General features: G+C 59.9%; 15 protein-coding genes and 1 tRNA gene. 3 read left to right on the forward strand and 13 right to left on the reverse strand.

Translation table 11 applies throughout. The features are described 5' to 3' along the window. Positions 1 to 2 precede the first annotated feature (2 nt). Positions 3 to 1,595, forward strand: a complete 1,593-nt coding sequence (locus J3T95_RS08930) for a ParB/RepB/Spo0J family partition protein (protein WP_267451161.1) — start codon at positions 3 to 5, stop codon at positions 1,593 to 1,595. A gap of 805 nt (positions 1,596 to 2,400) precedes the next feature. On the opposite strand, the gene trxB is transcribed toward J3T95_RS08930, so the two are convergent. Next, positions 2,401 to 3,345: a thioredoxin-disulfide reductase gene (gene trxB / locus J3T95_RS08935; RefSeq protein WP_267451162.1), complete on the reverse strand. Its 945-nt coding sequence runs from the start codon at positions 3,343 to 3,345 to the stop codon at positions 2,401 to 2,403. Positions 3,346 to 3,454: 109 nt separating this feature from the next. Between trxB and J3T95_RS08940 the strand changes: the two genes are divergently transcribed. Continuing rightward, positions 3,455 to 3,814 carry a hypothetical protein gene (locus tag J3T95_RS08940; RefSeq protein WP_220236557.1) on the forward strand — a complete coding sequence of 120 codons (360 nt, stop codon included), beginning with the start codon at positions 3,455 to 3,457 and terminating at the stop codon, positions 3,812 to 3,814. A gap of 1,226 nt (positions 3,815 to 5,040) precedes the next feature. On the opposite strand, the gene J3T95_RS08945 is transcribed toward J3T95_RS08940, so the two are convergent. From J3T95_RS08945 to J3T95_RS08965, 5 genes are all read right to left on the reverse strand, one after another. After that, the gene (locus J3T95_RS08945) at positions 5,041 to 6,243 is read right to left on the reverse strand and encodes a D-alanine--D-alanine ligase family protein (protein ID WP_267451163.1); all 1,203 of its coding nucleotides are present in this window, start codon (positions 6,241 to 6,243) and stop codon (positions 5,041 to 5,043) included. A 3-nt stretch (positions 6,244 to 6,246) separates the two neighbouring features. Continuing rightward, positions 6,247 to 7,530, reverse strand: coding sequence for an aminotransferase-like domain-containing protein (locus tag J3T95_RS08950; RefSeq protein WP_267451164.1), 1,284 nt, complete (start codon positions 7,528 to 7,530; stop codon positions 6,247 to 6,249). Positions 7,531 to 7,770: 240 nt separating this feature from the next. Continuing rightward, positions 7,771 to 11,982: a murein biosynthesis integral membrane protein MurJ gene (locus J3T95_RS08955; RefSeq protein WP_267451165.1), complete on the reverse strand. Its 4,212-nt coding sequence runs from the start codon at positions 11,980 to 11,982 to the stop codon at positions 7,771 to 7,773. Continuing rightward, a complete protein-coding gene (locus J3T95_RS08960) occupies positions 11,979 to 14,201 on the reverse strand; it encodes a DUF6049 family protein (RefSeq protein ID WP_267451166.1) in 2,223 nt (740 codons plus the stop codon). The genes J3T95_RS08955 and J3T95_RS08960 overlap by 4 nt, the downstream gene beginning before the upstream one ends. Further along, positions 14,198 to 14,839: an NUDIX hydrolase gene (locus J3T95_RS08965; RefSeq protein WP_416378758.1), complete on the reverse strand. Its 642-nt coding sequence runs from the start codon at positions 14,837 to 14,839 to the stop codon at positions 14,198 to 14,200. Before J3T95_RS08965 ends, J3T95_RS08960 begins: the two co-directional genes overlap by 4 nt. A gap of 108 nt (positions 14,840 to 14,947) precedes the next feature. On the opposite strand from J3T95_RS08965, the gene J3T95_RS08970 reads away from it, so the two are divergent. Further along, the gene (locus J3T95_RS08970) at positions 14,948 to 16,366 is read left to right on the forward strand and encodes a CCA tRNA nucleotidyltransferase (protein ID WP_220236551.1); all 1,419 of its coding nucleotides are present in this window, start codon (positions 14,948 to 14,950) and stop codon (positions 16,364 to 16,366) included. A 273-nt stretch (positions 16,367 to 16,639) separates the two neighbouring features. Here J3T95_RS08970 and J3T95_RS08975 read toward each other — a convergent pair whose 3' ends face one another. The 7 genes from J3T95_RS08975 to J3T95_RS09010 all read right to left on the reverse strand — a co-directional run bounded on the left by J3T95_RS08975 (position 16,640) and on the right by J3T95_RS09010 (position 23,367). Next, positions 16,640 to 17,533 (reverse strand): InlB B-repeat-containing protein, encoded by an 894-nt coding sequence (locus J3T95_RS08975; protein ID WP_416378760.1) that lies wholly within the window; start codon positions 17,531 to 17,533, stop codon positions 16,640 to 16,642. 469 nt (positions 17,534 to 18,002) lie between these two features. Beyond that, positions 18,003 to 18,614 (reverse strand): LytR C-terminal domain-containing protein, encoded by a 612-nt coding sequence (locus J3T95_RS08985; protein WP_045935951.1) that lies wholly within the window; start codon positions 18,612 to 18,614, stop codon positions 18,003 to 18,005. Positions 18,615 to 18,624: 10 nt separating this feature from the next. Next, positions 18,625 to 19,545, reverse strand: coding sequence for a 4-(cytidine 5'-diphospho)-2-C-methyl-D-erythritol kinase (locus tag J3T95_RS08990; RefSeq protein ID WP_267451169.1), 921 nt, complete (start codon positions 19,543 to 19,545; stop codon positions 18,625 to 18,627). After that, entirely contained in the window at positions 19,542 to 20,423 is an 882-nt protein-coding gene (gene rsmA / locus J3T95_RS08995; protein WP_267451170.1) for a 16S rRNA (adenine(1518)-N(6)/adenine(1519)-N(6))-dimethyltransferase RsmA, read from the reverse strand. The genes J3T95_RS08990 and rsmA overlap by 4 nt, the downstream gene beginning before the upstream one ends. Before the next feature lie 34 nt (positions 20,424 to 20,457). Further along, positions 20,458 to 21,861: a G5 domain-containing protein gene (locus tag J3T95_RS09000; RefSeq protein WP_267451171.1), complete on the reverse strand. Its 1,404-nt coding sequence runs from the start codon at positions 21,859 to 21,861 to the stop codon at positions 20,458 to 20,460. A 398-nt stretch (positions 21,862 to 22,259) separates the two neighbouring features. Next, a tRNA-Thr gene (locus J3T95_RS09005) sits at positions 22,260 to 22,333 on the reverse strand. Between the two features lie 110 nt (positions 22,334 to 22,443). Beyond that, a complete protein-coding gene (locus J3T95_RS09010) occupies positions 22,444 to 23,367 on the reverse strand; it encodes a DsbA family protein (protein ID WP_267451172.1) in 924 nt (307 codons plus the stop codon). Between the last annotated feature and the right edge of the window lie 40 nt (positions 23,368 to 23,407).

Genomic DNA, 23,407 nt, shown 5'->3' on the forward strand with positions numbered 1-23,407 from the left:
ACATGACAAGCCATTCACGGTTGGGCAAGGGCTTGGGGGCTCTATTCCCCGCCCTGCCAGGCGAAGATGACGAAACCAGCGTTGACAAAAATGGGCAACAAGATAACAGAGTACTGGATTCAGGCAACAAGCAGTCTACTCTTCAAGGCTCGCTTACTGGATCGGACGAACAACAACACTTAGAGACCAACGCCTCGGAAAAAGACAGAGCCAAGAAAGAACGCAATACTACGGATTCGGGTCGTGTGAGTTCTCAACAAGCGGCTTCGACAAATTCTTATAAGAGCGGTCGTAAACGCTCCAAGGCGGGACAAAAGCGTGTCAGCATTTCTGAATCTCCCAACGAGAATGTTTCACGTGAAACATTCACTTCGAAGAGGACTGCTAAGCGTCGTTCTGTTCCGCCCATCAGCAGCCTGGAACACCCAAGTGATCTATTCTTTGGACCTACGACGACAAATGTTTCACGTGAAACATCGCCCATAACAAAATCGAGTGAGGCTGTCGACAATCGGACAAATAAGACTCGGCAAAGCACTAGCCGCGCAGGTGCTGTTGGCAGTGGTAGCGGGCTTAGTAAGACGGAGGGCAATAGCCAAGAACAGTTAAAACCCGTCCAAGGTGGGTACTTGGCCGAGGTGCGTGTGGACGATATTAGGCCCAACGCTCAGCAACCAAGGCAAATCTTCGATGAAGACGAATTGTTGGAACTGTCCCGTTCCATCAAGGAAGTTGGTGTATTGCAGCCCATAGTGGTGCGAAGATCAACACTTGCAGACAGTCCAAGAACAATCGAGGATAAAACATCCTCAGTTGACAGCGCGGAAAACAAATTCAAGGTATTTGGCGCTAGGACCGGTGAAGAACAATCGAGCCAGCTTTTAAACCAGAGAGTGGCTAACCTGAGGCAAACAACCCATTATGAAATCATAATGGGTGAGCGCCGTTGGCGAGCTTCTCGGTTGGCTGGCCTTGACACCATACCAGCAATTGTGAAGACAACGAGCGATGACACCATGTTGCGAGATGCCTTGCTCGAGAATCTGCATAGAGTGGCTCTTAATCCTTTGGAGGAAGCAGCCGCTTACCAGCAAATGATAGATGAGTTTGGTTTGACTCAGGATGGTTTGTCTAAGTCAATCTCTAAGTCGAGACCTCAAATAACCAACACGCTTCGATTGTTGAAGTTGCCCCCAAGTGTACAGAAAAAGGTTAGCTCAGGTGTATTGTCAGCTGGGCATGCCCGCGCCTTGCTCACTTTGCCGGATGAAAAGTCCATGGCTGCCTTGGCAGACAAGATTATTGCTGAAGGTTTGTCGGTAAGATCTACCGAGGAACTCGTCGCGTTGCAAACTGGGCAAGGGAAGAAGAAAGCAAAAAGGCCTAGGGTAAATGCTTGGGCGGATAGTCCTGTCCGCCAGGATCTGGAAAGTCACTTTGACACCAAGGTGGCTATTAAGGGCACTAAAAAGCATGGAAAAATAGAAATCGTATTTTCTTCGCCTGAAGACATGGACCGCATCGTGGCTATTCTCTTGGAGAAGAATCAATCTGCAAGTAATGACAGTCATTCGGGCGACGAAGGCTGGGTTTGATCCCATACATTGGACCCCATTCTTGAAAATGCGATTGTAAGCGTTGCTCAACTAAACACCTTCGTTAAAGTAAGCGATTGCTTCAAGCTCAGTCTTGTTTTGTCTGGGCTGATAAGCAATCGCTGTTTTTGCCTTGGTCTTGGAACGATTCGGCAGTTATGAGCATTTACCGTCCAAAGAACTCAGATGCCTGTGCTGAAAGATTGTGTGAAATCTACATATTGCTGGCAGGCTATGGAGTGCGACAACCTGCTGAAGGATTGGCCTGATTATTGTGCCAGGTAACTACTTCTGGGTGGATCGGTATCTCAAATGCTTGGTATCTCAAATGCCTAGCTGTCAATAAACGGATGAATATGTTCAATGGTGAGATATGCAGTGAATCGTTGACTGATTAGCTGGTTGGGCATTATCGGATCGTTGCTTAGGTATGTGTGAGTTGGTTAGTTGAGTCCTTCTAGCTTATATGCGGCTTGTGAGGGAGGATGGTTCTTGTCCAACAAGGAGCGGACAACCCTCAGCAGGCGAGGTTTGTAGGGTTCCCAATGTGGCAATGAGGAAGGGGGGGGCGGTTGTGGGATATCGCCTCAACGGAGAGCGTCTTTTATGTTGGCGAGGACCGATTAGAGCAGCATTAGAATTTGTCGTTTTCCTGTTGAAAATAGTGTCCGGTCGCGGTCGATGGAGAGCTAAAGGAGACTAAGTGAACAGCTGCGCATAATCGATAAACGAAGTGCCTAGCAATCGTAAACTGCCAGGCACGTAAATTCTTGTTTGCGGGGGGGATGAAGGGGGGCATCAAGCCTTATTGGTTATCCAAACTCGTAAGATACTCCTGAGCATCTAAAGCAGCACGGCAGCCCATGCCAGCAGCGGAGATGGCCTGACGATAAATCTTGTCGGTGACATCACCAGCGGCAAAGACTCCAGGTACAGAAGTCTTCGTTGATCCACCCTCGACCAGGATATAGCCGTCCTGATCCAGGTCAACTTGGCCATTAAGAAAAGCGGTCTGAGGAGTGAATCCTATGGCGACGAAGACTCCATTAGCCGGAATAGTGGACTGCCTGCCTGTGGCTGTATTGCGGACGTCCAAAGAGGTTACGCCGCTATCGTTGCCGTTGATCCGCGTGACGACCGAATCGAGAAGGAAGCTGATTTTGTCATTGGCCTTGGCACGGTCCACCATGATTTTTGAAGCGCGGAAGCCTTGGCGGCGATGGATCAGTGTGACAGAAGAGCCGAAACGGGTCAGGAAGTCCGCGTCGCCCATGGCGGAGTCGCCTCCTCCAACGACTACAATCGGCTTGTCTTTGAAGAAGAACCCGTCGCATGTGGCGCAGTAGGATACCCCTCGTCCTGAGAACTCGCGCTCTCCAGGAACATCCAATTTACGATATTGCGAACCAGTAGTGATGACGACGGCTCGAGCTTGGTATTCCTGGCCGCTATCGGTGGTGATCCGCTTGACGTCTCCGTTTAAGTCAACTGAGACGACATCATCGTATTCGATCTGAGCACCGAAATGTTCGGCCTGATCGCGCATCTGATCCATAAGATCGGGACCGAGTACTGCTTTAGGGAATCCTGGGAAGTTCTCTACTTCCGTCGTGTTCATAAGCTGACCGCCGGGCGTCAGGGCTCCTGCAATAACGAGTGGAGCGTATCCAGCTCTGCCAAGATAAATGGCGGCGGTGTAACCTGCGGGTCCGGACCCTATAACAACGGCATCATGAACAGTTTGCTTCATAACGCTACTGTATCTATTCAGGATGACCGGATCGCACGCGTTGGGCGAAAAGGGAGCTTCTTATCTCACAGTCAGCTCAGTTCTGGCAGAGGCAGGCTATTCTTAAACCATGGAGAAAACCGTGATAGTAGCCATCGTAACCAATCTTGGGACGATTCTGGTGCTCATCTGGTTTATGCTCCGTGTCGATCGGTTGTTGCGGAGGCATCCCAGCCAGCAAACAGATGATAAGAGTGAGGATGATAGCTGGCATAGCTGGCGTTTTTGGAATCCTCCCAGCTCTAATGACAATAAAGGTGAGTTGGACGCCGATTCTCCGATAACAGACAAAAGCCTTGAGGCTAATGAAGATATGGCTGCTAAGACTATCGACCGGCATGCGCCCCCAACTCAGGAGGGGGCTGATGAAAGTTCTTCGCATGCGTCAGACAAGGGCGAGGAAGCATCAGAGACAAGTAAAGCATATTGAGCCAAGACTCAGACAGTTCAGTCATGATGGGGCGCGGTTTCAATTGCTGGTTCGGTCTTACGAAAGTATGGCCTTTCAATAAGGACAGATGCGCTCAGATATGTGTATGTGTGTGTCTTCTGATTTGCGGGGATTTAGTGTCCTTATCTAAGGGCTTTTATTTTTGGGCTTTGCAGCGGGCGCTTGGGATCAAAACCGCCTGAGCAATACGACCAGATGGTTTAATCCTGATAGGAAGATCGTGCTCTCAAGGATGAGGATGAACGAATTGGGACGAATGAACTGATGCAGCAATGTCGGTGACAGAAAGGCAATCTACTAGTGTGGACTCAGCTCTCGCTCGAAGTTCCCGATGGCTAAGTAGAGAGGGTCCAATTTTTGAAGGCACAAAAGCGGCGATTCCCATATACCTATATATGTAGTCACGTCCGCTTGACAAATACCTAGGTAAAGCATCCTGCGCTGATTGATGCAGAACTCATGGTGCTTACGATTCTATGAAGGTTGTATTCATTTTTGAAGGTTGTATTCATTTTCATGAGCAGGAATCGCTGTCAATCATAGGCGCTGTACCGTGTGGGACCCTCGTTGGAGTCGATGAAGTAAGTTGATCACCCCAGAATGCTTCACGTGAAACATTTGATATCGACCACGATTGCGTGCCTGGGTATGGAGCGATACGGCAGCCTATTGTGAGTTGAGTCCTGGAGAGTGACCAGCCTCCGGCATTGGCAATTTATCAGATTGCAATGCCTCTGCAAGTTAGCCTTGTCGACAATATAAAACCGGGGCTTGATTGAACATATCATTGAATCAATCCTGGCTTTGGCTGAGCAGCGTAGGCGAAGTGGGAAGTAAAGGTGGAGTGGAGCGTAAAGAGGAAGCGGGGAGTCGAGCTTACGCATGGAGGGAGGGAAATAACCGACGATGTGTAGTGGATGATGAACAACTGACATTTTATGCCAGAGAAGAATGATGATGAGAATAATGAGCACAGAACAGGGCATTGTGTCAAACGGTTACAAACTGTTGGTCCATACTGTGCCAAGCTGCTAGTGCGTATGTGTGTAAAGCACCTGTCTTGCGTACCATCTGTTCTGTTCGTATTTGCAATCTACGTACATTTCAAGTCCGCATGACGCATATTGTGCGAATAGCACATATACATCACGCAGACCTTGCTTAGGATAACTGAACACTGGGCAGAACGGGATAGTTTTGTTGTTTCAGTCGGTCCGCTTTTGATTCAAAACTGATTGAACCAATGCTGTGTATAGCTCTGGCAGGTTGTAGCCGGCAGCCAAGGCTGATTGCGGCAGAAGCGAGGTGTCCGTCATGCCGGGCGCCACGTTGGACTCCAGGAATTGCGGCTGTCCTTGGGCATCAACAATGAAGTCGGTGCGTGAGATATCACGGAGCCCCAAAGCCCGGTGGGCGGTCAGCGCGGCATCGCTTACAGCCTGTGTGGTCTTAGCATCCAGTCGGGCTGGAGCATAGAACTCCGTCGGGCCAGGTGTGGAACGAGCCTCGAAGTCGTAAGTGCCTGAGGGAGTCCAGATTTCGAGCGGTGGCAGAATCAGGGGGTGTCCGTCAAATTCGAGGATGGACACGGAGACTTCGGTGCCTGTGACGGCCTGTTCGATCAGGGCCACATCACCGTAGGCGAAGCAGTTGATCAACGCCTGAGTGAGCTGGTTCTGTTCGGTCACCATGGTGCAACCCATGGCTGAGCCGCCCATGGTGGGTTTGATGAAGAGTGGGAGTCCCAGCGAACCTAGAAGCATGTCGATAACGGGTTCGACTCCCAGCTCGCGGAACATGGACTCGGGCAAGGTCACGGAATGCGGAGTGCACAATCCGGCCATGCGGGCAACGTTCTTGGCGATGGGCTTGCTCCAGGCGGTCCGGGAGGCCTTGGCCCGGGATCCAATGTAAGGCAATCCAGCCATCTCCAAGACATCACGAATCGAACCATCTTCGCCGTTGGCGCCGTGCAGCAGGGGCCAGACCAGATCAGGGCGAGTCTTCTCGTCAGTCAGGTAGGGCAGAAGCGAGCCATCCATGTCGTGGACATGGACCGTCCATCCGGCCTCCTCCAGGAATCCTTGGACTCGATGCCCCGAGCTGATGGAGACATCGCGCTCATGGCTGAGGCCGCCGCAGATAATCAAAAGGGACTTATCGGCACGCTTGGTGGCCTTGCTCGCTAGGGAGAGGACATCGTCCATGGTGAACGGCGTGGCCTCATGGGTGGAGCGATGCGAGGTCCGCCTGGCTCCTTTGGCCACTTCGTCGGCAGCCGTGGCCGCGGTGATGTCCGGGCTGACGACCGTGGTCCTCGTCGTGCTCGCGGTTTGCTTGGCCTTGCCGGTTGCCAGTGTTTTGCTGCTGGCCTGCTGCCGAGGCTTCTTGCTGTGCTTGGCTGCCATGATTCAGCCCCTTTCCTTGCTGCTGTCAGGCTCGAACAGCCGGACGGTGGCGAGTTCGTTCTCGATGACCGTGGACAATCTTCGTATTCCCTCTCGAATCCGATCGGGAGTGGGGTAGCAGAAGGACAGGCGCATATGATTCGCACCCTCCCCGTTATTGTAGAAGGCTGTGCCTGACACGTAAGCCACCTTGGCGGTGATCGCCCTGGGCAGCATTTCCTTGGCGTTGAGCCCCTGAGGTATCTGCAGCCAGATGTAGAAGCCGCCCTTGGGCTTCAGCCACGAACAGTAGGGCAGATATTCCTTCAAGGCCTCGTCCATGGCATCGCAGCGTTCCTTGTACATTCCCCGGTAATCGTTGATCTGCGATTTCCAGTCGAAGTTATCCAGGTAGGTGGTGATGGTCATCTGGCTCATGTTGGAAGGACAAAGAATGGCTGACTCGTTGGCCAGAACCAGCTTCTGCCGGATGCCGGGAGGCGCAACCATCCAGGCCACGCGCATGCCCGGGGCGATGATTTTGGAGAAGCTGCTCAGGTAGACAATGCCGCTGGAGTCGTAAGAACGCAGGGCCGGATAGGTCTGTCCGTCGAAGGCCAGCAATCCATAAGGATTGTCCTCGACGATAAGCACATGGTATTTTCTGGCGATCTCAATGACACGTGGCCGCCGCTCCACGCTCATGGTGGCGCCGGCAGGATTGTGGAAGTTGGGCACAGTGTAGAGGAACTTGACCGATTTGCCCTGGCGGCGCTGCTCCAGGATGGTCTCCTCCAGAGCTTCGGGGATCAGTCCGTCTCCGTCCATGGCTACGTTGACCACATCGACCTGGAAGGATTGGAAGACGCCCAGAGCACCCACATAGTTGGGGGCTTCGGCAAGCACCACATCGCCGGGGTCGCACATGATCCTGGTAATCAGGTCCAGTCCCGACTGGGAACCGTTGACGATGACCACATCATCCGGCTGGACGTCCTTGATGCCTTCCAGCTCCATGATGGGCAGCACGTCTTCACGCAGGTGGGGATCGCCCTGTGCCGACCCGTACTGCCAGGCCACCTGGCCCTTGCTCCGCAGCATATCGCTAAGCTGGTCAGCCAACTTATCGAAGGGCATCCGGCCCAGGTAGGGCATGCCTCCGGCCAGGGAGACCACCTCGGGCCGATTGGCCACGGCGAAGAGGGCACGAATCTCGGATGCGCGCATCTGCTCGGCTCGTGTTGCATAGGAGCTGTACCAAGGATCGTTCTTGATGACCTTGGATGCGATATTGGGATCATCCGCCATAACTGACTTCCGCCTTCCTGCCGCCGTTGTCTAAGGAAACTGTATTACCTGCGGGCGCTATGCTGGACGAAAAAATCAACACATTACCATTTCGGTACACCCATAGTATCGGCATGCAAATGGGTGGGCAGTCGTACATGGCTGATGGGGGCCATGGGGCTTGCGGGCAATTGCGTTCGACAGCTGGTGTGGGCGACGTCGGGATGGTTCGGTTTTGTTGCTGTCGACCCACAGTCATGCTCAGAAGGCCTGAACAGAAGTGAAGCGCAGCCTGCCTCCCGGCATACCGTCCATGGGTACCCAGACAACCAGGTCCTGAGTCGTCACCGGCTCGCGCAAGGAGACCTGGGTGGTTCCCGAGGCATCGAAGCTGAAGTCGGCTAGCGGCTGTCCCTGGTTGGGCTGAGCCGCCGTGGAATTCGCATAGACCTGGGCATGGCCACCGCTCTGAGGCGCGACGATAGTCAGGCGAGAGACCTCTTCCGGCTGGGTCAGGTGCATATACCATCCATAGCCCTGCAGGCCGGCAGGCTTGTTAAGGAAGAGCTGGCGACTGGTCTGATAGGCCGTGGTGTTCTTGGGCTTGGGCGGATCGGGGACCTTACCGGCCTCCTTGTCAGCGTGGCTGACCTTGCCGGCATCGGCATCGGCCTGAGCCTGACCGTTGCCATTGTTTGAGGGAGTTGCTTCCTCGTCCTCATTGGTCTTGCCTGGGAAGGGCACGTTGGACATGACCGGCCAGCCGCCCTCACTTTTGCCGACCCTGGATCGGGATCCGGTAATGGTCGAGAGGGCCCAGACCAGGGCCACCACAACGATTACAACCGCTATGGCGATGACCACTGAGCGAGTTGTGAAGCGGCCGAACAGATGGGTGTCAGCCATATCGGCCTCATCGCCCAGATCCTTATCCTGTTCATCGTCGGGAAGTACCGAGTAAGCCACCGGCACGGGCATGGAGTGGATTTCAGGTGTGAAGCTGGGGGGCAGCGGCTCCATGACTGTAGTTTCCTGCTCCTCCTGATGGGAATCATGGTTCTTTAGGGACCGGTTCGCTTGGCCAGGTGCCTTGGTCTTGTGAGAAGCAGCTGGGGAAGAGGGGTGTTCATTCCGGGCTGCAGATTCTCCTGTGACAAGAGGTTCAGCGGCCGCAGCTCCTGTACGGCGCGCATGCGGATCGACGTCACCATGTGGAGTGGTCGGGTTGGAGGTTGCCTTGGTGGCCTGACTGCTGCTGTCCGCCGCATCCTCCTCCCCACCGCCGGACTTGTGGAAGTCCCACTGGGAGAAGCCTCGCTCCACGGGATTGTTGGCAGTCACGCCGTTGCCGCTGAGAGCCTCGGACGGTTTACGCTGACTGTCTTTGACGGTCGGCATCCGTCCGGTCACAGCTTTGGACTCTTCCTCGATCATGGTTGCGGGCTTGGCCGCTGTCGCCCTGAGTGCGCTCACATCCATGGCCGCGGTCTTGCGGGAGGAGCTGTTCAGCGAACGCAGTCGCTGGCGCTCGTCAAAGAGCGAGAAAAGGTCGGTATCCGTATCTTCCGGATTGAGCATTTCGATCTCGCTGCGGCCGGGGAAGAGCAGTTGGTTGGTCTTCCAGTGCGGCTCATGGTGGGATACGGTCTGCACGGCAGGCAGGGCCGAAGAGGTCAGCCCCTCGGGAAGCGGGAGTACGTTCTTGGGGTCCACGGGGCGCAGGGCGACGGACTCGATGGAGGCACGGCCGTCCAGCTCGGGCCAGATCAGATCGCTGTCGGTCAGCTCCTCAGGCGGAACCCAGGGGCTGAGCAGGGCCGAGAGCTCCGCCAGGGTGACCAGTGGAACCGGCACGGCTCCCTGCTCGTTCGCCAGGCCCAGTCCACGCATACAGATGATTTTGAACTCTTCCGGGGTCTGTTTGGGCAGCTCCTGCAGACTGGGCTGCCGTCCGTCCTGGTCGGGTCGGCGCGTCAGTATGGCATAGAGCACGCCTGCCAGCTCTCGTATGGCATACTCCTCGTCTGTCAATCCCGTCTCAGTCGAGACTGACCGGTGCTCGAGCATGGGCGATATAGGTGCATCTGCCAGGGTGATCGAGGCGGGTGCCAGCCTGATGGTGCTCGTGGAGACCGCATAGTCGACCATGCCGGCGGCATGCAGAGTACGCATGGCCTCGGTGGCCTCTCCCATGATGGTGCCGATGGCCCGGTCGCTGAGCGTTCCCCCGGCGGGTCCATGCATGTAATCCCTCAGGGACATGCCGGCATCGGGGGCGGTGACGATCAGGGAGACCTTGTCACGAGTGTGCAGCTGGTAGACCGGGGTGAAGCGGCGATCCTTGCTCAGCGCCAGGCTGGAGGCGTTGACGTTGATTCGGTCCATGCAGGTGGAATCCCCGGCGATGAAGAGCTGGCAGTCCCTGTCCAGGACCCTGTCCTTGGCCCGCCAGGCGCTCAGACCGTTCGCGCGGCGGAGCAGGGTGACCAGGGTATATCTGCCGAGGATGGTGTCTCCGATATGCGCGTTCATGGCTGCCGAGCTCTCATCAGAAGTGGGGCGCCGCCTGTAGTCGGCGACACCGTGGTGGACCTTGCTGTTCCTAGGTACAATCCTAACGGGTTGCGGAGTCGGGGGAGCCGGTGGAGGTCCAGCCATCGCGGATTCTCCATCAGCGTCGGGCTCACGGGCCTCCTCGAAGTTCTCCAGTGCTGCATCCATGCCGGGCAGAGCGGAATCAGGAGAGGAGGAGTGCACCACCCTGACCGAGCGGTCGGCCAGCCGGGAGGGCCGCTCCTGCAGCGCGTCCAGGCTGCGGACTGGGTGCCGGGCTGTCCTGCCCAGCCGACGGGCCAGATCGACCAAGAGCTGGATGAATTCCTCAGTGCGCAGGGCTACCAGGGTCACGACATAGATGACCGCCGTCAGCAGGGTGATGACCACACAGATGAAGAGCGCCTGCACCCAGCTCATGTGACCCTGCCGGCCCTGAATCCAGGCGCCGACCAGATGAGTGACCGGGGTCTTGACCGTCAGGGCGGCTGCCAGAGCCAATCCAGCAGCCAGAAAAGCCTTGGCGTAGGTGATAAGAATCCTCCGCTCGTCCAGATTCCCCTGGAAGGGGCTGCGCAGCATGTGAGCCAGGACAGGGAAGCTGAGGAGGCTGCTCAGGGACAGGCTCAGCCCTACCATCGCCGCCCAGTAACGGGGTGGCAACAAGCGTATGGATACCAAAACCAGTGCTACCTGGATGGCGTTGGAGACGGCCGCGAAGATGAAAGGATGCCGGCCGTCCTCGAAGGCGTAGAAGGTGCGCTGAATGAGCAGGAAGGCGCTCGTGGGAACCAGCCCGAGGGACAGGGTTATCAGCGGTCCTGAGATAAGGACAGACTCGTGGACGCTTACTGAGGGCAGCAGGGCTCGGGTGATGGGCACTGGGATGGCCAGCAGGACTGCGGCGAAGAAGAACATGACCAGTCCCACATTGCGCAGGGCCTGGCTCAGGTCATTGCGGGCATCCCCGATACGGCCGTCAGAAACCGCCTTGGATAGCTTGGGGAAGAGGGCCGTGCTGACCGAGACGGCTACCAGCGAGTAGGGCAGGATGAAGATGGTGTAGGCGTTCTGATAGGAGCCGTTGCCGGCGATGTCGAACGGGTTGCCCTCCAGGGGGGCGCCGTTGTTGATGCGGGCATTGACCACGTTGGCCAGCTGGTTGATGATGACTACGCACATGCTCCATGCCGCCACCGAGCCCATGGATCGCAGGCCGATTCCGCGCAGGCCCCAGCGAGGACGATAGCGGAAGCCGCTCATGATCAGGGGAATGAAGAGGACCAGCGCCTGGAAGGCTACTCCCAGGGTCCAGGCCCCGGCGGTCAGAGCCACCTTGCCGTTGTCCCAGAAGCCGACCGGCTGATTGCGGGCGTTGCCGAATAGGAAGATGAAGCCCAGGAAGCCCAGGCAGCTGATAACGTTGGCGCCCACCGAGCTCCAGGCGTATGCGGTGAACCTGCCCTTGGCCGCCAGGATCTGACCCAGGACCGTGTAGAGCCCGTAGAAGAAGACCTGGGGCATGCACCAGAGCGTGAAGGAATTGGCTAGGGCCCGCTGTGCCGGGTTCCACTTGGAGTTCAGATAGATGGTGGTCAGCACCGGAGTGCCCAGCATCAGCAGCAGGGTCAGCAGGGTCAGAAGGACCATGGCGACCGTGATCAGCTTGTTCAGCCGGTCTGCTGCGTCCCGTTCCTTGAGGGTGCGCACAATCTGCGGAACCAGGACGGCGTTGAAAATGCCGCCTGAGATCAGGGTGAACATGACCTGAGGAATCATGGCGCCGGTCTGGTAGGCATCGGCCGCGATTCCGGTGGTGCCTATGGCTGCTGCGAGCAGGATGGTGCGGATCTGTCCGGTCACGCGGGAGGCCGCGGTGCCCGTGGCCATGATGGCGGAATTGCGCCCTACGGAACTCATTCGTCCGGGTCCTTCGTACGGTGGAACTGTCGCCAGAGCCCCAGGAGTCCCAGGAGCACGGCGATGACAATGATGATCAGGCCGCTCATGTCGCTCAGTCGCAGATTGCTGGTGATCTGAGCTCGACGCACCTGGCCGAAGGGACGGCCCTGGCTGTCCAGCAGGCCGATATCCACATTGGCTCTGCCGGCTGCCGCCACCCTGACCTTGAAGGTAACCTGCGCTTCGGAGCGGGCGGGAATGACCGCCTCCGCCATACGCGAGGTGACGATCTCCATGGAGTCGGTTCGGGCGCTGATGCGGGCGTGGACGGGGTAGGGGTGGCTGTTGCTGACGGTCACTGGCATGGAGGCCGTCTCGCTGACGACGTTAAGGGACTCGCTGGGCGTGATGCTGATGCCATCCAGGAGCCGGTGGGATATGGCCTCGGCCTGATCGGCCAGTCCAAAGGCGGCTGCGGTTCCGCCCAAGGACTTCAGAGCCAAGTCGTCGTGGGCTGCGGTCAGCTGGTTCAGCCACTGATGCGGATCCTTGGGCTGGCGGGCGGTGGTGTCCGCATCCTGGCGGGCCAGGGCCTGGCTGTCGGTCTTGCCTGCCGTAGCGCTGGCGGTGGGTTGGGAATCCTGCTTGTCGTCAGCCAGGATGGAGGTGGCGAATCGGTCGATGTCAGCCCGGCTGGCGATCAGGGAATCTAGGGTGCCTGTGGAGCCATCGCCGTGTTTGCCGCCACTCTTGGCGCTGCTGAGCTCCAAGGCCTTGAGCAGACCAGAAGACCCACCGGTGAAGTCGGGCGCCTGCATCAGGTTGTCCATGGAGACCAGGTTGATCCATGGGGCATGCTCTAGCTCGGTCATGATCCGGTCTGCCAGCTGGGTGTCCTGATCGGCGTCGAAGCAGACCAGGAGGGAGCGTTCGGCGTAGGGCTGTTCCATCTGATAGAAGGCGCTCTGGGCTATGAAGCGGGCCGTCTGCCCTGCCTGAGTCTGCTCACCGGTGGCACGTGTGGAGCTGGGATGGCCCCTGGCCAGGTTGCTGAGCTCGCGCTGGGCCGACAGGACGGTTACCTTTCCGGCCTTGGTCTCGATGGTGTACTTGCCGGTGTGGGCAGAGGTGCCGGCGCCGACTTCAAAGCCCTGGGGGGCGATGACCGTCTGATAGCCGGCACGGCGGGCGGCAGTGATGGACTCTATGGTCCACTCCTGTCGGCCCTGCCAGGCGTATATGCCAGGCGCTGCGTCAGCATAAAGCTTTGCCGCAGTCTGGGCATTCCAGGACTCGGGAGTGACTCCAGCCCGGCCATAGCGGTCCTGATTCTGAGGCGCATACCCGGTGATATCGAAGTCGGCTGGCTGAATCAGCCCTTGAATCTGGGGACGGTTGGCAAAGGCAGACAGGTAGACCGGGTCGCCCAGTGCCTGCAGGGACCCGTGTTTGGACAGCAGCTGACTCTGGTCCTCCTGGCGGCGGGTCCCCTGACGGGTCAGTGTCACGCTTCGGTTTTTATCGTTGCCCGAGCCTGGCTCGGATTCGGCACTGGACCGGGTCATCAACGCTGTCATGGCTTTGTCGTCAATATTCCAGTCCGAGGAGGTCAGTGGCAGGACCATGGTCAGGGACAAGGCGGGGGTGCCTGCGGTGGGCAGGCCATCCCAGGTCCGCGTCAGAAAAGTGAACACGTCGCCCAGTATCCGGCCCTGATCGTCGCTCAGGGAGAGCCGGACGGGTTTGGGCCCCCAGCTGGTCATCTTCTTGATCGCGTCTTGATCAGCCGGCACGTTGACTGCAACCTCGATGCTCTGTCCGGCCGGGATTGTCGGTACGGTCTGCGTGCCCAGCACGTCCGGGGTGGGAATGCGGGCGTGGCCTTCGGACCAGGTTTGCATGTCGGCCCGGGAGCTGAAAGAGTAAAGGGCGCTGGTGGACACGCTCAGATGGGCATTTTCCATGGGCTGGTTCGCGGTGTTGGTCACTGCAGCGCGCAGGGCGTAGCCTGACTGGTCAGTCACCACTGGCGTCGACCAGCGCAGGGACACCTCGGCTGAGCTCTGACGATTGCTGGCAGCCAGGGCTGGTGTCGGATGCCAGGGAGTCATCACCAGTGCCAGCAGAAGGACGGTCGCCAGCAGGATTCGAGCCCACTGGCCCCATCGGGTCCATCGATTGAAGGCATGAGTGCGCTGGCTGGTGCGCCCGCTCGGGCGCAAGGGGGTCTGGATCATAGCTGTTTTTTGTACTTCCTCGCGTAGAGCCAGGCTATTTTACGCTCATTGGGGTAACTGAGCACCGAGGTCAGGTCGGAGAAGTCCACCCAGATGGCATCTTCGGCCTCATGATCGGGGTCGCCCTCCACGCTCAGGGATCCGCCGATCATCCGCAGGACGAAATGATGAACCAGCTTATGGATCCGCTGGTCAGTTCCGGTGAACCAGTAATCAATGGTGGCGATGGAATCGGTCACCTTACCCAGTATTCCCGTCTCCTCATGGACCTCGCGCACCGCTGTCTGCTCGGGTGTTTCCCCCCTCTCGATATGCCCCTTGGGCAGGCACCATTCCAGGTGGCCCGAGCGGGAGTGCCGGGCGATGATGGCCACTCGGTCATGCCGATCGAAAATCAGCCCACCCGCCGAATATTCGCGCACCACCGGCAGCTCCTGGGCATCAAGGGAGGCAAAAGTGGAAGGGCCGGAATCGTGTTTGTGCCGGGGCATGAGGGCAGGCGTGGGAGCGTCATCCTCGACCTGTATGCGCTCGCGGACCTGCGGATCCAGACGTTCGCTTACGGTTTCCACAAGATGGTCCCGACTCTGCTGGCCGCGGGCATGGATGTCCGCAGAGTCGGCGCTATGTGCAAGCATGCGCGCCATGTCCGCGGGCGTAATCATACTCCAACTCTACGTAAGGTAATGTGCAGGTGGGGTAACGGTATGCTAGTAGGCGCATCAACTCCGTAGGAAAGGGTGAGCGTGGATTTCCAAGTTTGGCCGGAGGCCATTGAGCTCGGGCGCCTTTTCGCCGAGCAGGGATTTGAACTGGCGTTGGTAGGGGGTCCTGTACGCGATCTGCTCCTGCGCCGGCCCTCCCACGACCTGGATTTCTGCACTTCGGCCAGGCCCGAGCAGTTCGAGCCCATCCTGCGTCACTGGGGGTCGGGATTCTGGGACATGGGGCGCAAATTCGGCACCTTGGGCGCGCTTCGGCGGCGTTCCGACGGCACTGAGGTCAAGGTGGAGGTGACCACCTACCGGCGAGACACCTATGATCCCAACTCCCGCAAGCCCGAGGTGGACTACGGGGACAGTCTTGAGGGCGACCTCTCCCGGCGTGACTTCACCGTCAACGCCATGGCCCTGCGGGTGCCCGATCTGGTCTTCGTGGACCCCTACAGGGGGGCCAACGACCTGGCCAAGCAGGTGCTGCGGACCCCGGTGGATCCCCGCCAATCCTTCGACGACGACCCCCTGCGGATGATGCGGGCCGTGCGGTTCGTGGCCCAGCTGGGTTTCACCATCGCTCCGGAGACCGCAGAGGCCATCACCCGCATGACCGATCGAATCAGCATCGTCTCGGCCGAGCGGATTCGTGACGAGCTGACCAAGCTCATGCTGGCCGATCATCCCGTCCAGGGCATCGAGGCTCTGGTGCAGTCCGGCTTGGCCGACATCGTGCTGCCCGAAGTCCCGGCCCTGCAGCTGGAGATAGACGAGCATCACCGGCACAAGGACGTCTTCGAACACACCCTGATGGTGCTGGACCGGGCCATCGCCCTGGAGACCGGACCTGACGGACCTGTGCCCGCCCCGGATCTGACCCTGCGCCTGGCTGCCCTGCTGCACGACATCGGCAAACCCGCTACCAGGCGCTTTGAGCCCGGCGGCAAGGTCAGCTTCCATCACCATGATGCAGTCGGAGCCAGGCTGGCCCGCAAGCGGCTCAAGGCCTTGCGCTTCGACCACCACCTGATTGCTGACGTCTGCGACCTGATCTCCATGCACCTGCGTTTCCACGGCTATGTGGACGAGCGGTGGACCGATGCGGCCGTACGCCGCTATGCCCGGGAGACCGGGCCCCTTTACGAGCGGCTCAACCGTCTGACCCGGGCTGATGCCACCACCCGCAACAAGCGCAAGGCCCAGGTCTTCTCCTCCGCCATGGACGAACTGGAGGACAGGGTGGCTCAGCTGCGCCGGCAGGAGGACCTGGATGCTATCCGGCCCGACTTGGATGGACGACAGATCATGCAGATCCTGGGCCTGAAGCCCGGCCCACAGGTGGGGCGCGCCTACCGGCACATGCTGGACTACCGCCTGGACCAGGGTCCGGTCGACCGGGGGACAGCTGAACGGGAACTGCGGGATTGGTGGCAGAGACAGGGCCAGGCCTGACCTGGCCCTGTCTCTGGCTGAGCATTCCTGGTCTGCATTCCGCGGGTTCCGATGCCGCCGTCTTATATATGGAAGATGCTTGCATGGTCGTCAGGTGCCAGGGTGGTATTGGCTGTGTTTGTTGTGTGGTTGTTTGTTGGTGGCGTGTGGTTGGTCCGACTGGGGTTTGGTTGTGGTTTGTAGGGTTGTTGGGTGTGGTGGCGGTCCCGTCGTGTTGGGGGTGGCGGGGCCGCCTGTTGGCCTGGGTCCTGTTGGGGGTGTGGCCCGGGCTGCTTACTCGTGTGAAGTGTTTGTTTGGGTTTGTTGTCGTCGGTTTTTGGCGGCTGCGGCGGCTCCTGCGGCGAGCAGTCCTGTGGCGAGCAGGAGGAGCATGCCGTTTCCTCCGGTCAGGGGCAGGCTGGCGATGGACAGGTACCGGTAGGTGTTGCTTGTGTCGGTTTGCTGCTGTCTGCCGTCCTGGGTCCAGTCGATGGCTGCGGGGACGGGGCCTGGCGTGTAGGCGGGCGTGGTGGCGTTCCAGGTGCCGTCAGGGTTGGGCGCCAGGTTTTTGCCGGCGGCGGAGCAGACGCCTCGCCACCGGGTTTGGTCAAAGCAGATGCTGGTGGCTTGTGGTTTTCCGGGGAAGCCGACCGGTCCTGGCCGGCTGGCCGGCCAGGCTTCAGCGGGTTCGCGCCCCAGTTGGCCTTCGCCGTTGTATCCCCAGGTGTAGAGGTTGCCGTCGGAGCCGATGGCCGCGGAATGCATGTAGCCTAGGCTGGCCTGGCTGAATTTGATGCCGCGCTGTGCGGGCGGGGTGAGGGTGAACTTGGCGCCTCCGGCTGCGGGCCCTTGGGTGGGGCTGATGGCCCAGTGCTGGGTGTCTGCCTTGGTCCATCGGGCGGTGAGGGTGATGCTGCTGGTGACGGGCTGGGTGAAGTCGTAGGCGATGTCGCCTTGGAACCAGCCGTCGAACAGGTATCCGCCCCTGGACGGGTCGGGGCTGGGCCGGCTGGCCTGGCCCCCGTCGGGGATGGTCTGCTGGTCGACGCTGCCGCCGCCTGCCGTGTCGAAGCTGACCGTCCAGGCTGCGGGGGACCGGGCCTGGGCTGTGGCAGCATCGCCGGAAGTGCCGCGCGTGGGTGATGCAGGCGTCAGGGTCGTGTGGCTCAGGGGCGAGGACGTGGCCAGCGGGGATGATGACGGGGCTGCGGGCTATCATCCCTGTAGGGGTTTTCAGACCCATCTCCACCTGCTGTTTGTCCAGGGTAGTGGGCGTGGCCGCGCCGTCTGGGTTGCCGGGGCTCCCGGCCAAAGCGGGTGTGCAGGACAGGGCGAGGAGAATGGCCAGGGCGGCGGCTGCTATGCCCGAACGCTGACGCATGATGAGTTGACCCCCTTCCTCGCGGAGCCTGCTACAGCATCCCCCCGGACACCTCACTCAAAACTGTACCAAGCGCGCGAACACCCACGATCCTCAGGTGTTGCACCCGCTACCATATCACTCGCGCGAACGTCCCTCCGCGCCGCCGTGTGTCACCCCGCCCGCCCGTTGCGCCTGTCGTCGTACTACGCGCGCAGACGTTTCCGGTTGAGGGTTCTGCAACAGCCGGGCCCTCGCTCCTGGGTGGGATGCCAGACCAGCAACATTGCTGTGGCGTCAGGCCTTGGGAGCCTTGGGCAGGTTCTTCATGGAGGAGGGGTCGGCCTGGCAACCCTTGATGGCTTCGATCTTGCGGCCTACGACAGAGTTGCTGTCCTCGTCGTCCAAATCGGTAAAGGTGGCCCCGATGACCACGTCGACCAGATCATCGTTGCGGTCGTCCATGATCAGAACCGCATCGTTGAATTGGGATCCCACTGTGTAGCCGCGGTCAATGGCTGAGGCTCCGAAGCGTATCTGGGTGCGGGCGGTCTCGGTCTTGCCCGGATAGTCCGCCACATCCTGCATGTTGAATCCCCGATTGCGCAGGGCAGAGGCCAGTGCAGTGGCCAGACCGGACTTGTTGGTTCCGTTGAGCACCCGTACGCGGATGTCCGGATGGTTGACCAGCTTGGCGTTGTCGGGCGGACAGGGCACAGCGACCCCGTAGTTGGGCTTGGCGATGGTGGCGTGTTCGGCGGTATGCCCGATGGACCCGAAGATGATCAGTCCGCAGATGATCAGGATGGCCACTAGTGCGCTGACGACTATGGTGAAGACCATCTTCTGCCGCCGTCGCACGAACTGCCTGCGGGCCTCGCGTTCGTCGAGTGGTTCGGGATTCGTCATGTTGCCTACTCTACTGTCCATGGGTGACTCGCAGTGGGACCATCCTGGGCAGGACTGGCGAGTCAGCCTCGATGATTCTGTCCACGGCATTCTGCTCCCGCCAGAGCCTTATCAGTGTGACTGCCTGTTCGGGTCGAGGGGCCATGACCACCACCGAGGGGCCCGATCCAGAGACGAAGGCCGGTCCGATGCCTGCCCGCCGGGCGAGGTCCAGGGCCTGGCGCGAACGCGGGTGCAGGGTGCAGGCGGTCTCCTGCAGGTCGTTCAGGTCGTTGGGGCCGGGTCCGATCAGATCGAAGGCCTTGTAGACCTGGGCTGTGCTCAGCTGGTCTTCATAGGCCCCGATCAGGAGGTGTCCGGTCAGCCCGGCCCGGGACAGCCGCTGGGCCTGTGGACCGTCCAGATCCAAGGGCTGCAGAATCTGGCCGAAACCTGTGCCCCTGCTTAGGCCTCCATGCAGGCAGAAGGGTAGATCCGCGCCCAGCTGGGCGGCGATGCGATCCAGCTCGGTGGCAGGCATCCCTAGATTCCAGAGCCGGTTCAGGCCCAGCATTGTTCCGGCGGCATCCGCGGATCCGCCGGCCAGTCCGGCGCCCACCGGTATCCGTTTGACGATGTGGATGGCCACATCAGGCTGGTGCCCGGCGGCCTGAGCCATGGCCAGGAGGGCTTTGACGGCCAGGTTGGCGCGCGGATCGGCATCCCGGCGGTTCAGATCGCCCAGGTGCTCGCCCTCCAGGCTCAGGCGGAATCCGCTGCCAGGTTCTCTCTGGCGCAGTTCGACTTTGTCCCAGACTCCCACGGCGCTGTAAATGGTGTCCAGGCGGTGTCGCCCTCCAAGGTCGGCTCGTGTCGGGCCGACGCGGAGCCTCAGATTGATCTTGGCGGGACAGTAAAGGGCAACGCCGTCCCTCCCGGTTGCCGGGCTCACGCGGTCACCTCGCGGCGGGCCTGCTCCAGGGTGACGAACTCCTCGATGGTCATGGTTTCCCCCCGGCGTGCAGGGTCAATGCCTGCAGCCTGGAAGGCTTCGGCGCTCACCAGGCCCTTCAGGGCGGCGTGCAGGGTCTTGCGGCGCTGTCCAAAGGCGGCATCGATCAGGGCGAAGACCTCGGTCCTCGTGCCCTCGTCCCCGCGCCCGTGTCCATCCTTGTCCCGCGTGAAGGAGACCAGGGCCGAGTCCACGTTGGGGGCTGGCCAGAAGACATGGCGCCCGATTCTGCCAGCCTGGGCGGCATGCCCGTACCAGGCCAGCTTCAGACTGGGAGCGCCGTAGACCTTGGATCCGGGGGCGGCCGTCAGTCGGTCCGCCACCTCCTTCTGGACCATGACCAGAAATCGGCTCAGATTGGCGAATCGAGCCAGGAGGGTCAGAATGATCGGAGTGGCTACGTTGTAGGGCAGATTGGCCACCATGGCCAGGTTGGCGGCAACGCCCGCGTCACCTGCCAGTTGAGGGGTCAGTGTCAAAGCATCCCGGTTGATTACGGTCAGCCGGTCCAGGCTCTCCGGCATGCGCTCGCGGACGGTCTGCGGCAGCTGCCGGGCCAGGACGGGATCAATCTCGTCGGTGGTTACCAGACAGCCCACCTCCAACAAGCCGAGAGTCAGGGATCCCAGACCAGGGCCCACCTCCAGAACGGTCTGTCCAGATTCCACCCCGGCCAGACGGACGATCCTGCGGACGGTTCCCGGATCGATGACGAAGTTCTGCCCCAGTCGTTTGGTGGGGTGGATGTCGATCTGGTCGGCGATGCGTCGGATGTCGGCTGCTCCCAGGAGGCGGTCGCTCTCAGTTTTAGTGTTCATGTCGGTTTGCTGCTCGGCGGGTGTGGTGGGAGGATCAGTACCAGTTATATTGCTGCCAATGGTGCCAGGCCGTGCTGGGATTCCCGTACTGTTGGCCGATATACCAGAGGCCCCAATCAATCTGGACAGCGGCATCGTCACGCCAGTTGTCTCCAAACTTTGCCATCCTAGAGCCCGGCAGAGATTGTGGGATGCCGTAGGCGTCGGAGTTGGGATTCTTCTTATACCACCACCATTCTGACTCCTTGTTCCAGAGTGTCACCAGGTCATTGAATTGCGAACCTGTCCACCCGCGCTGGGCGGCGGCGCCCCCGGCATAGGCCTGGGCTACATCGGGTTTCGCGTGCCAAAGACCGCCAGGAGATGGACTTGGTGCTGGTGCCGGGGTTGGTTGGTTCTCAGGTGTGCTTGGCGGCTTCGGCTGAGTGGTCTGCGGCGGCTTGGTCTGTGTTGGTGTAGGGGCTGGTGTCGTTGCCGACTGCGAATCCTGGCTGGCCGAGGGGCTCGGAGAGGGGGTCTTCTGCACCTGTTGGGAATCCTTGCCTGCGTCCTTGGACTGCTGCCCGCTGTTCTGTCCCTCCTTCGGCTTGTCGGGACCGACGGCCACCACCTGATCCAGTGGAATGGCTACGGTCTCCTCCTTGACCACCTGCTCTGATTCGGCCTGTCCGTCCACGTAGGTGACCTGGATGGTCTGCAGGCGTTGGCCGGCTACGCCCGCCTGCCGCACCTGGGTCTGACCGGGCGCCAGGCTCGGATCGACCACGGTCCTGGTAGCGAAGGGTATGGGGATTGTTCTTTGAGTGTTTCCGTGGGTGACCCGTTGGACCCGTAGCACGGTGGCGTCCTGGTCATGCTCTACGCTGACCCGGTCCTCCTTGCCCAGCACGATGCCCTTGGAATCCAGGATGGAGGCGGCTGGGAGCTTGCCGTCAGGGGCCACCGAGGTCTTCCCGTCGGCCATGACTGTGACAGGCCCCGCCTGGTTGATGACCAGGCCGCCGGTCAGCTGGTTATAGACGTTGCCCACATCCACGGTGACCTTCATGGCCTGTTTGCGGTTCTCCTCAAAGAACCCCAGCAACTGGTCCATGCTGGTGGCTGTAGTCCAGAAAGGCACCCGTTGGCCCTGGATGACGATAGTGGTCTGATAGGCGGAGCGCACAGTGACGGCCGCATGGTTGCGCAGCTGGCCGCCGGATGTGGAATCGACCAGGTCGTGGGTCTTGACCTTGATCCCCTGCTCGCGCAGCAGACCATCCACGCTGTAGGCGTAGGTGGTCACCATTTTGGTCTGCCCGTTGACGCTCAACGCCACGCTCTTGCGCGCGGCAACGCCGAAGGTCAGGACCGTGGCCAGAACGACCAGAAGGGCGCAGGAGGCCACGCGGATTCTTCTGAGCACGACGAAATGCCGCGGTGTCCAGCGTCTGGCCATGTGCTCGCCTCCCCGTTCTTGCCCTGTCTGTACCAGGCAATTCTAGCGGCGTGAACGTAGAACGGAGCTGCGCATCCGGCAAGGTCGGGCAAACATCCACATTTCCTATGGAGGGCTATGAAAAAGCCGACCAGACCATGATCGGTCGGTCGGCTTTTCAAACCCGGGCCTTAGGCCGACGGGTTGACGGCAGGAGGACGGGAATGAAGGGGAATAATCCCGTCCTCAAACACGGACGGAGATGGTTGGGGAAAAACTCCGTCCGCATTTCGAAGGACGAGCCTCCGAAATGACTTACTCGAGGGAAGTATTTGCAATTATCCAGGTAATGTCCATTATTATAGCCTGCCCGGAGACAAAGCTCATTAGTCGGATTGAATGGTTCGTTCCTGGCGTAGAGCCTCCTGTCAGAGTCGAACTGACGACCTGCCGCTTACAAGGCGGCTGCTCTGGCCAACTGAGCTAAGGAGGCGGTCCCGGTGGTCCATGACAGCATTCCAGGCCGCGGTACGGAATGATATCCTACCATCACCGTGTCCCCAAGGGGACGCTGGGCGCGAAATTCTTCTCGACCTGTCCGGTTCAGTTCAGCGAGCGCGGTTGGCCGGAGGCGCCGATGGCCGGCATGGCACCCTTGACGCCCACCTTGGACTGGTCCAGGCCCAGAGTCTTGAGCAGGCCCGAACGATAGTCCAAGCCCGCCTGGGACAGGTTGCCCAGTTCCCAGTAATTGCCGTTGATGCGAACCGTGGGCGTGGTCATCTGCCCCTTGTTGGACCCGCTGGGATTCCAAAGCTCCTTGCGCAGGGGGGTGTAGGTGTCCATGGCCTTGATCCAGGCCCGGTAGTGGCCCTTGACCGCCTGGTCGGCGATCTTGGGATCAACCCCGGCCTTGATGGCCTGCTGGCGGATCTTGTGGTTGCTGATGGGGTGATAGTCGGACTCATCCGGTTGGAAGTCCTTGGCGTAGAGATTGGCGATGAAAGGCAGCAGGTGGTCGGGGTCGTGCTGGGCCACATAGATGGTGGCCGTGCCCGTCCTGCTCGAGTAATTGTCGGTGGAGAGCCGGTCCATGAAGCTCATGGGGTAGATGACCAGGTTGATCTGCCCGGCATCCACCAGACCGGTCAGGGTGGAGTCCAGCCCGCGATGCAAAGCGCCGCAGCCTGGGCACATGAAGTCCATGTAGATCTCCACGGTCGGGGCCTTGGCTACCGGCTTGCCCAGTCCCTGGGAACTGATCAGGAAGCCGCCCTGGTCGTTGGCCGCCGAAGGCTTTTCCTTGACCTTGGCGACGGCCTGACGGGCCTGCTCCAGGTCCTGGGTCTTGACCGGGCGATGGCTGCGCCAGTACAGGAATCCGCCCAGAGCGATCAGAGCGATGAGCACCACGGTGACGATGACGCCGATCATGGTCTGCTGGCGGCGCTCCTTGGCCTCCTGGAGCCGCCGTGCCTCTTCCTGGGCCTTGAGCGCGGCCTTGCGGTTCTGCTTGCCCTTGGACATGACCTGGATCCTTTCCTTGGCGTACTGAGCATAGTGTAGC

It is taken from the genome of Bifidobacterium sp. B4079, assembly GCF_026537385.1.
Lineage (GTDB): Bacteria > Actinomycetota > Actinomycetes > Actinomycetales > Bifidobacteriaceae > Bombiscardovia > Bombiscardovia asteroides_I.

Coding starts and splice junctions, on each gene's coding strand:
- J3T95_RS08960 (WP_267451166.1), bottom strand. CDS start 14,201: ATGATCCAGACCCCCTTGCGCCCGAGCGGGCGCACCAGCCAGCGCACT.
- J3T95_RS09000 (WP_267451171.1), bottom strand. CDS start 21,861: ATGGCCAGACGCTGGACACCGCGGCATTTCGTCGTGCTCAGAAGAATC.
- J3T95_RS09010 (WP_267451172.1), bottom strand. CDS start 23,367: ATGTCCAAGGGCAAGCAGAACCGCAAGGCCGCGCTCAAGGCCCAGGAA.
- rsmA (WP_267451170.1), bottom strand. CDS start 20,423: ATGAACACTAAAACTGAGAGCGACCGCCTCCTGGGAGCAGCCGACATC.
- J3T95_RS08940 (WP_220236557.1), top strand. CDS start 3,455: ATGGAGAAAACCGTGATAGTAGCCATCGTAACCAATCTTGGGACGATT.
- J3T95_RS08930 (WP_267451161.1), top strand. CDS start 3: ATGACAAGCCATTCACGGTTGGGCAAGGGCTTGGGGGCTCTATTCCCC.
- J3T95_RS08985 (WP_045935951.1), bottom strand. CDS start 18,614: ATGACGAATCCCGAACCACTCGACGAACGCGAGGCCCGCAGGCAGTTC.
- J3T95_RS08965 (WP_416378758.1), bottom strand. CDS start 14,839: ATGCTTGCACATAGCGCCGACTCTGCGGACATCCATGCCCGCGGCCAG.
- trxB (WP_267451162.1), bottom strand. CDS start 3,345: ATGAAGCAAACTGTTCATGATGCCGTTGTTATAGGGTCCGGACCCGCA.
- J3T95_RS08955 (WP_267451165.1), bottom strand. CDS start 11,982: ATGAGTTCCGTAGGGCGCAATTCCGCCATCATGGCCACGGGCACCGCG.
- J3T95_RS08950 (WP_267451164.1), bottom strand. CDS start 7,530: ATGGCGGATGATCCCAATATCGCATCCAAGGTCATCAAGAACGATCCT.
- J3T95_RS08945 (WP_267451163.1), bottom strand. CDS start 6,243: ATGGCAGCCAAGCACAGCAAGAAGCCTCGGCAGCAGGCCAGCAGCAAA.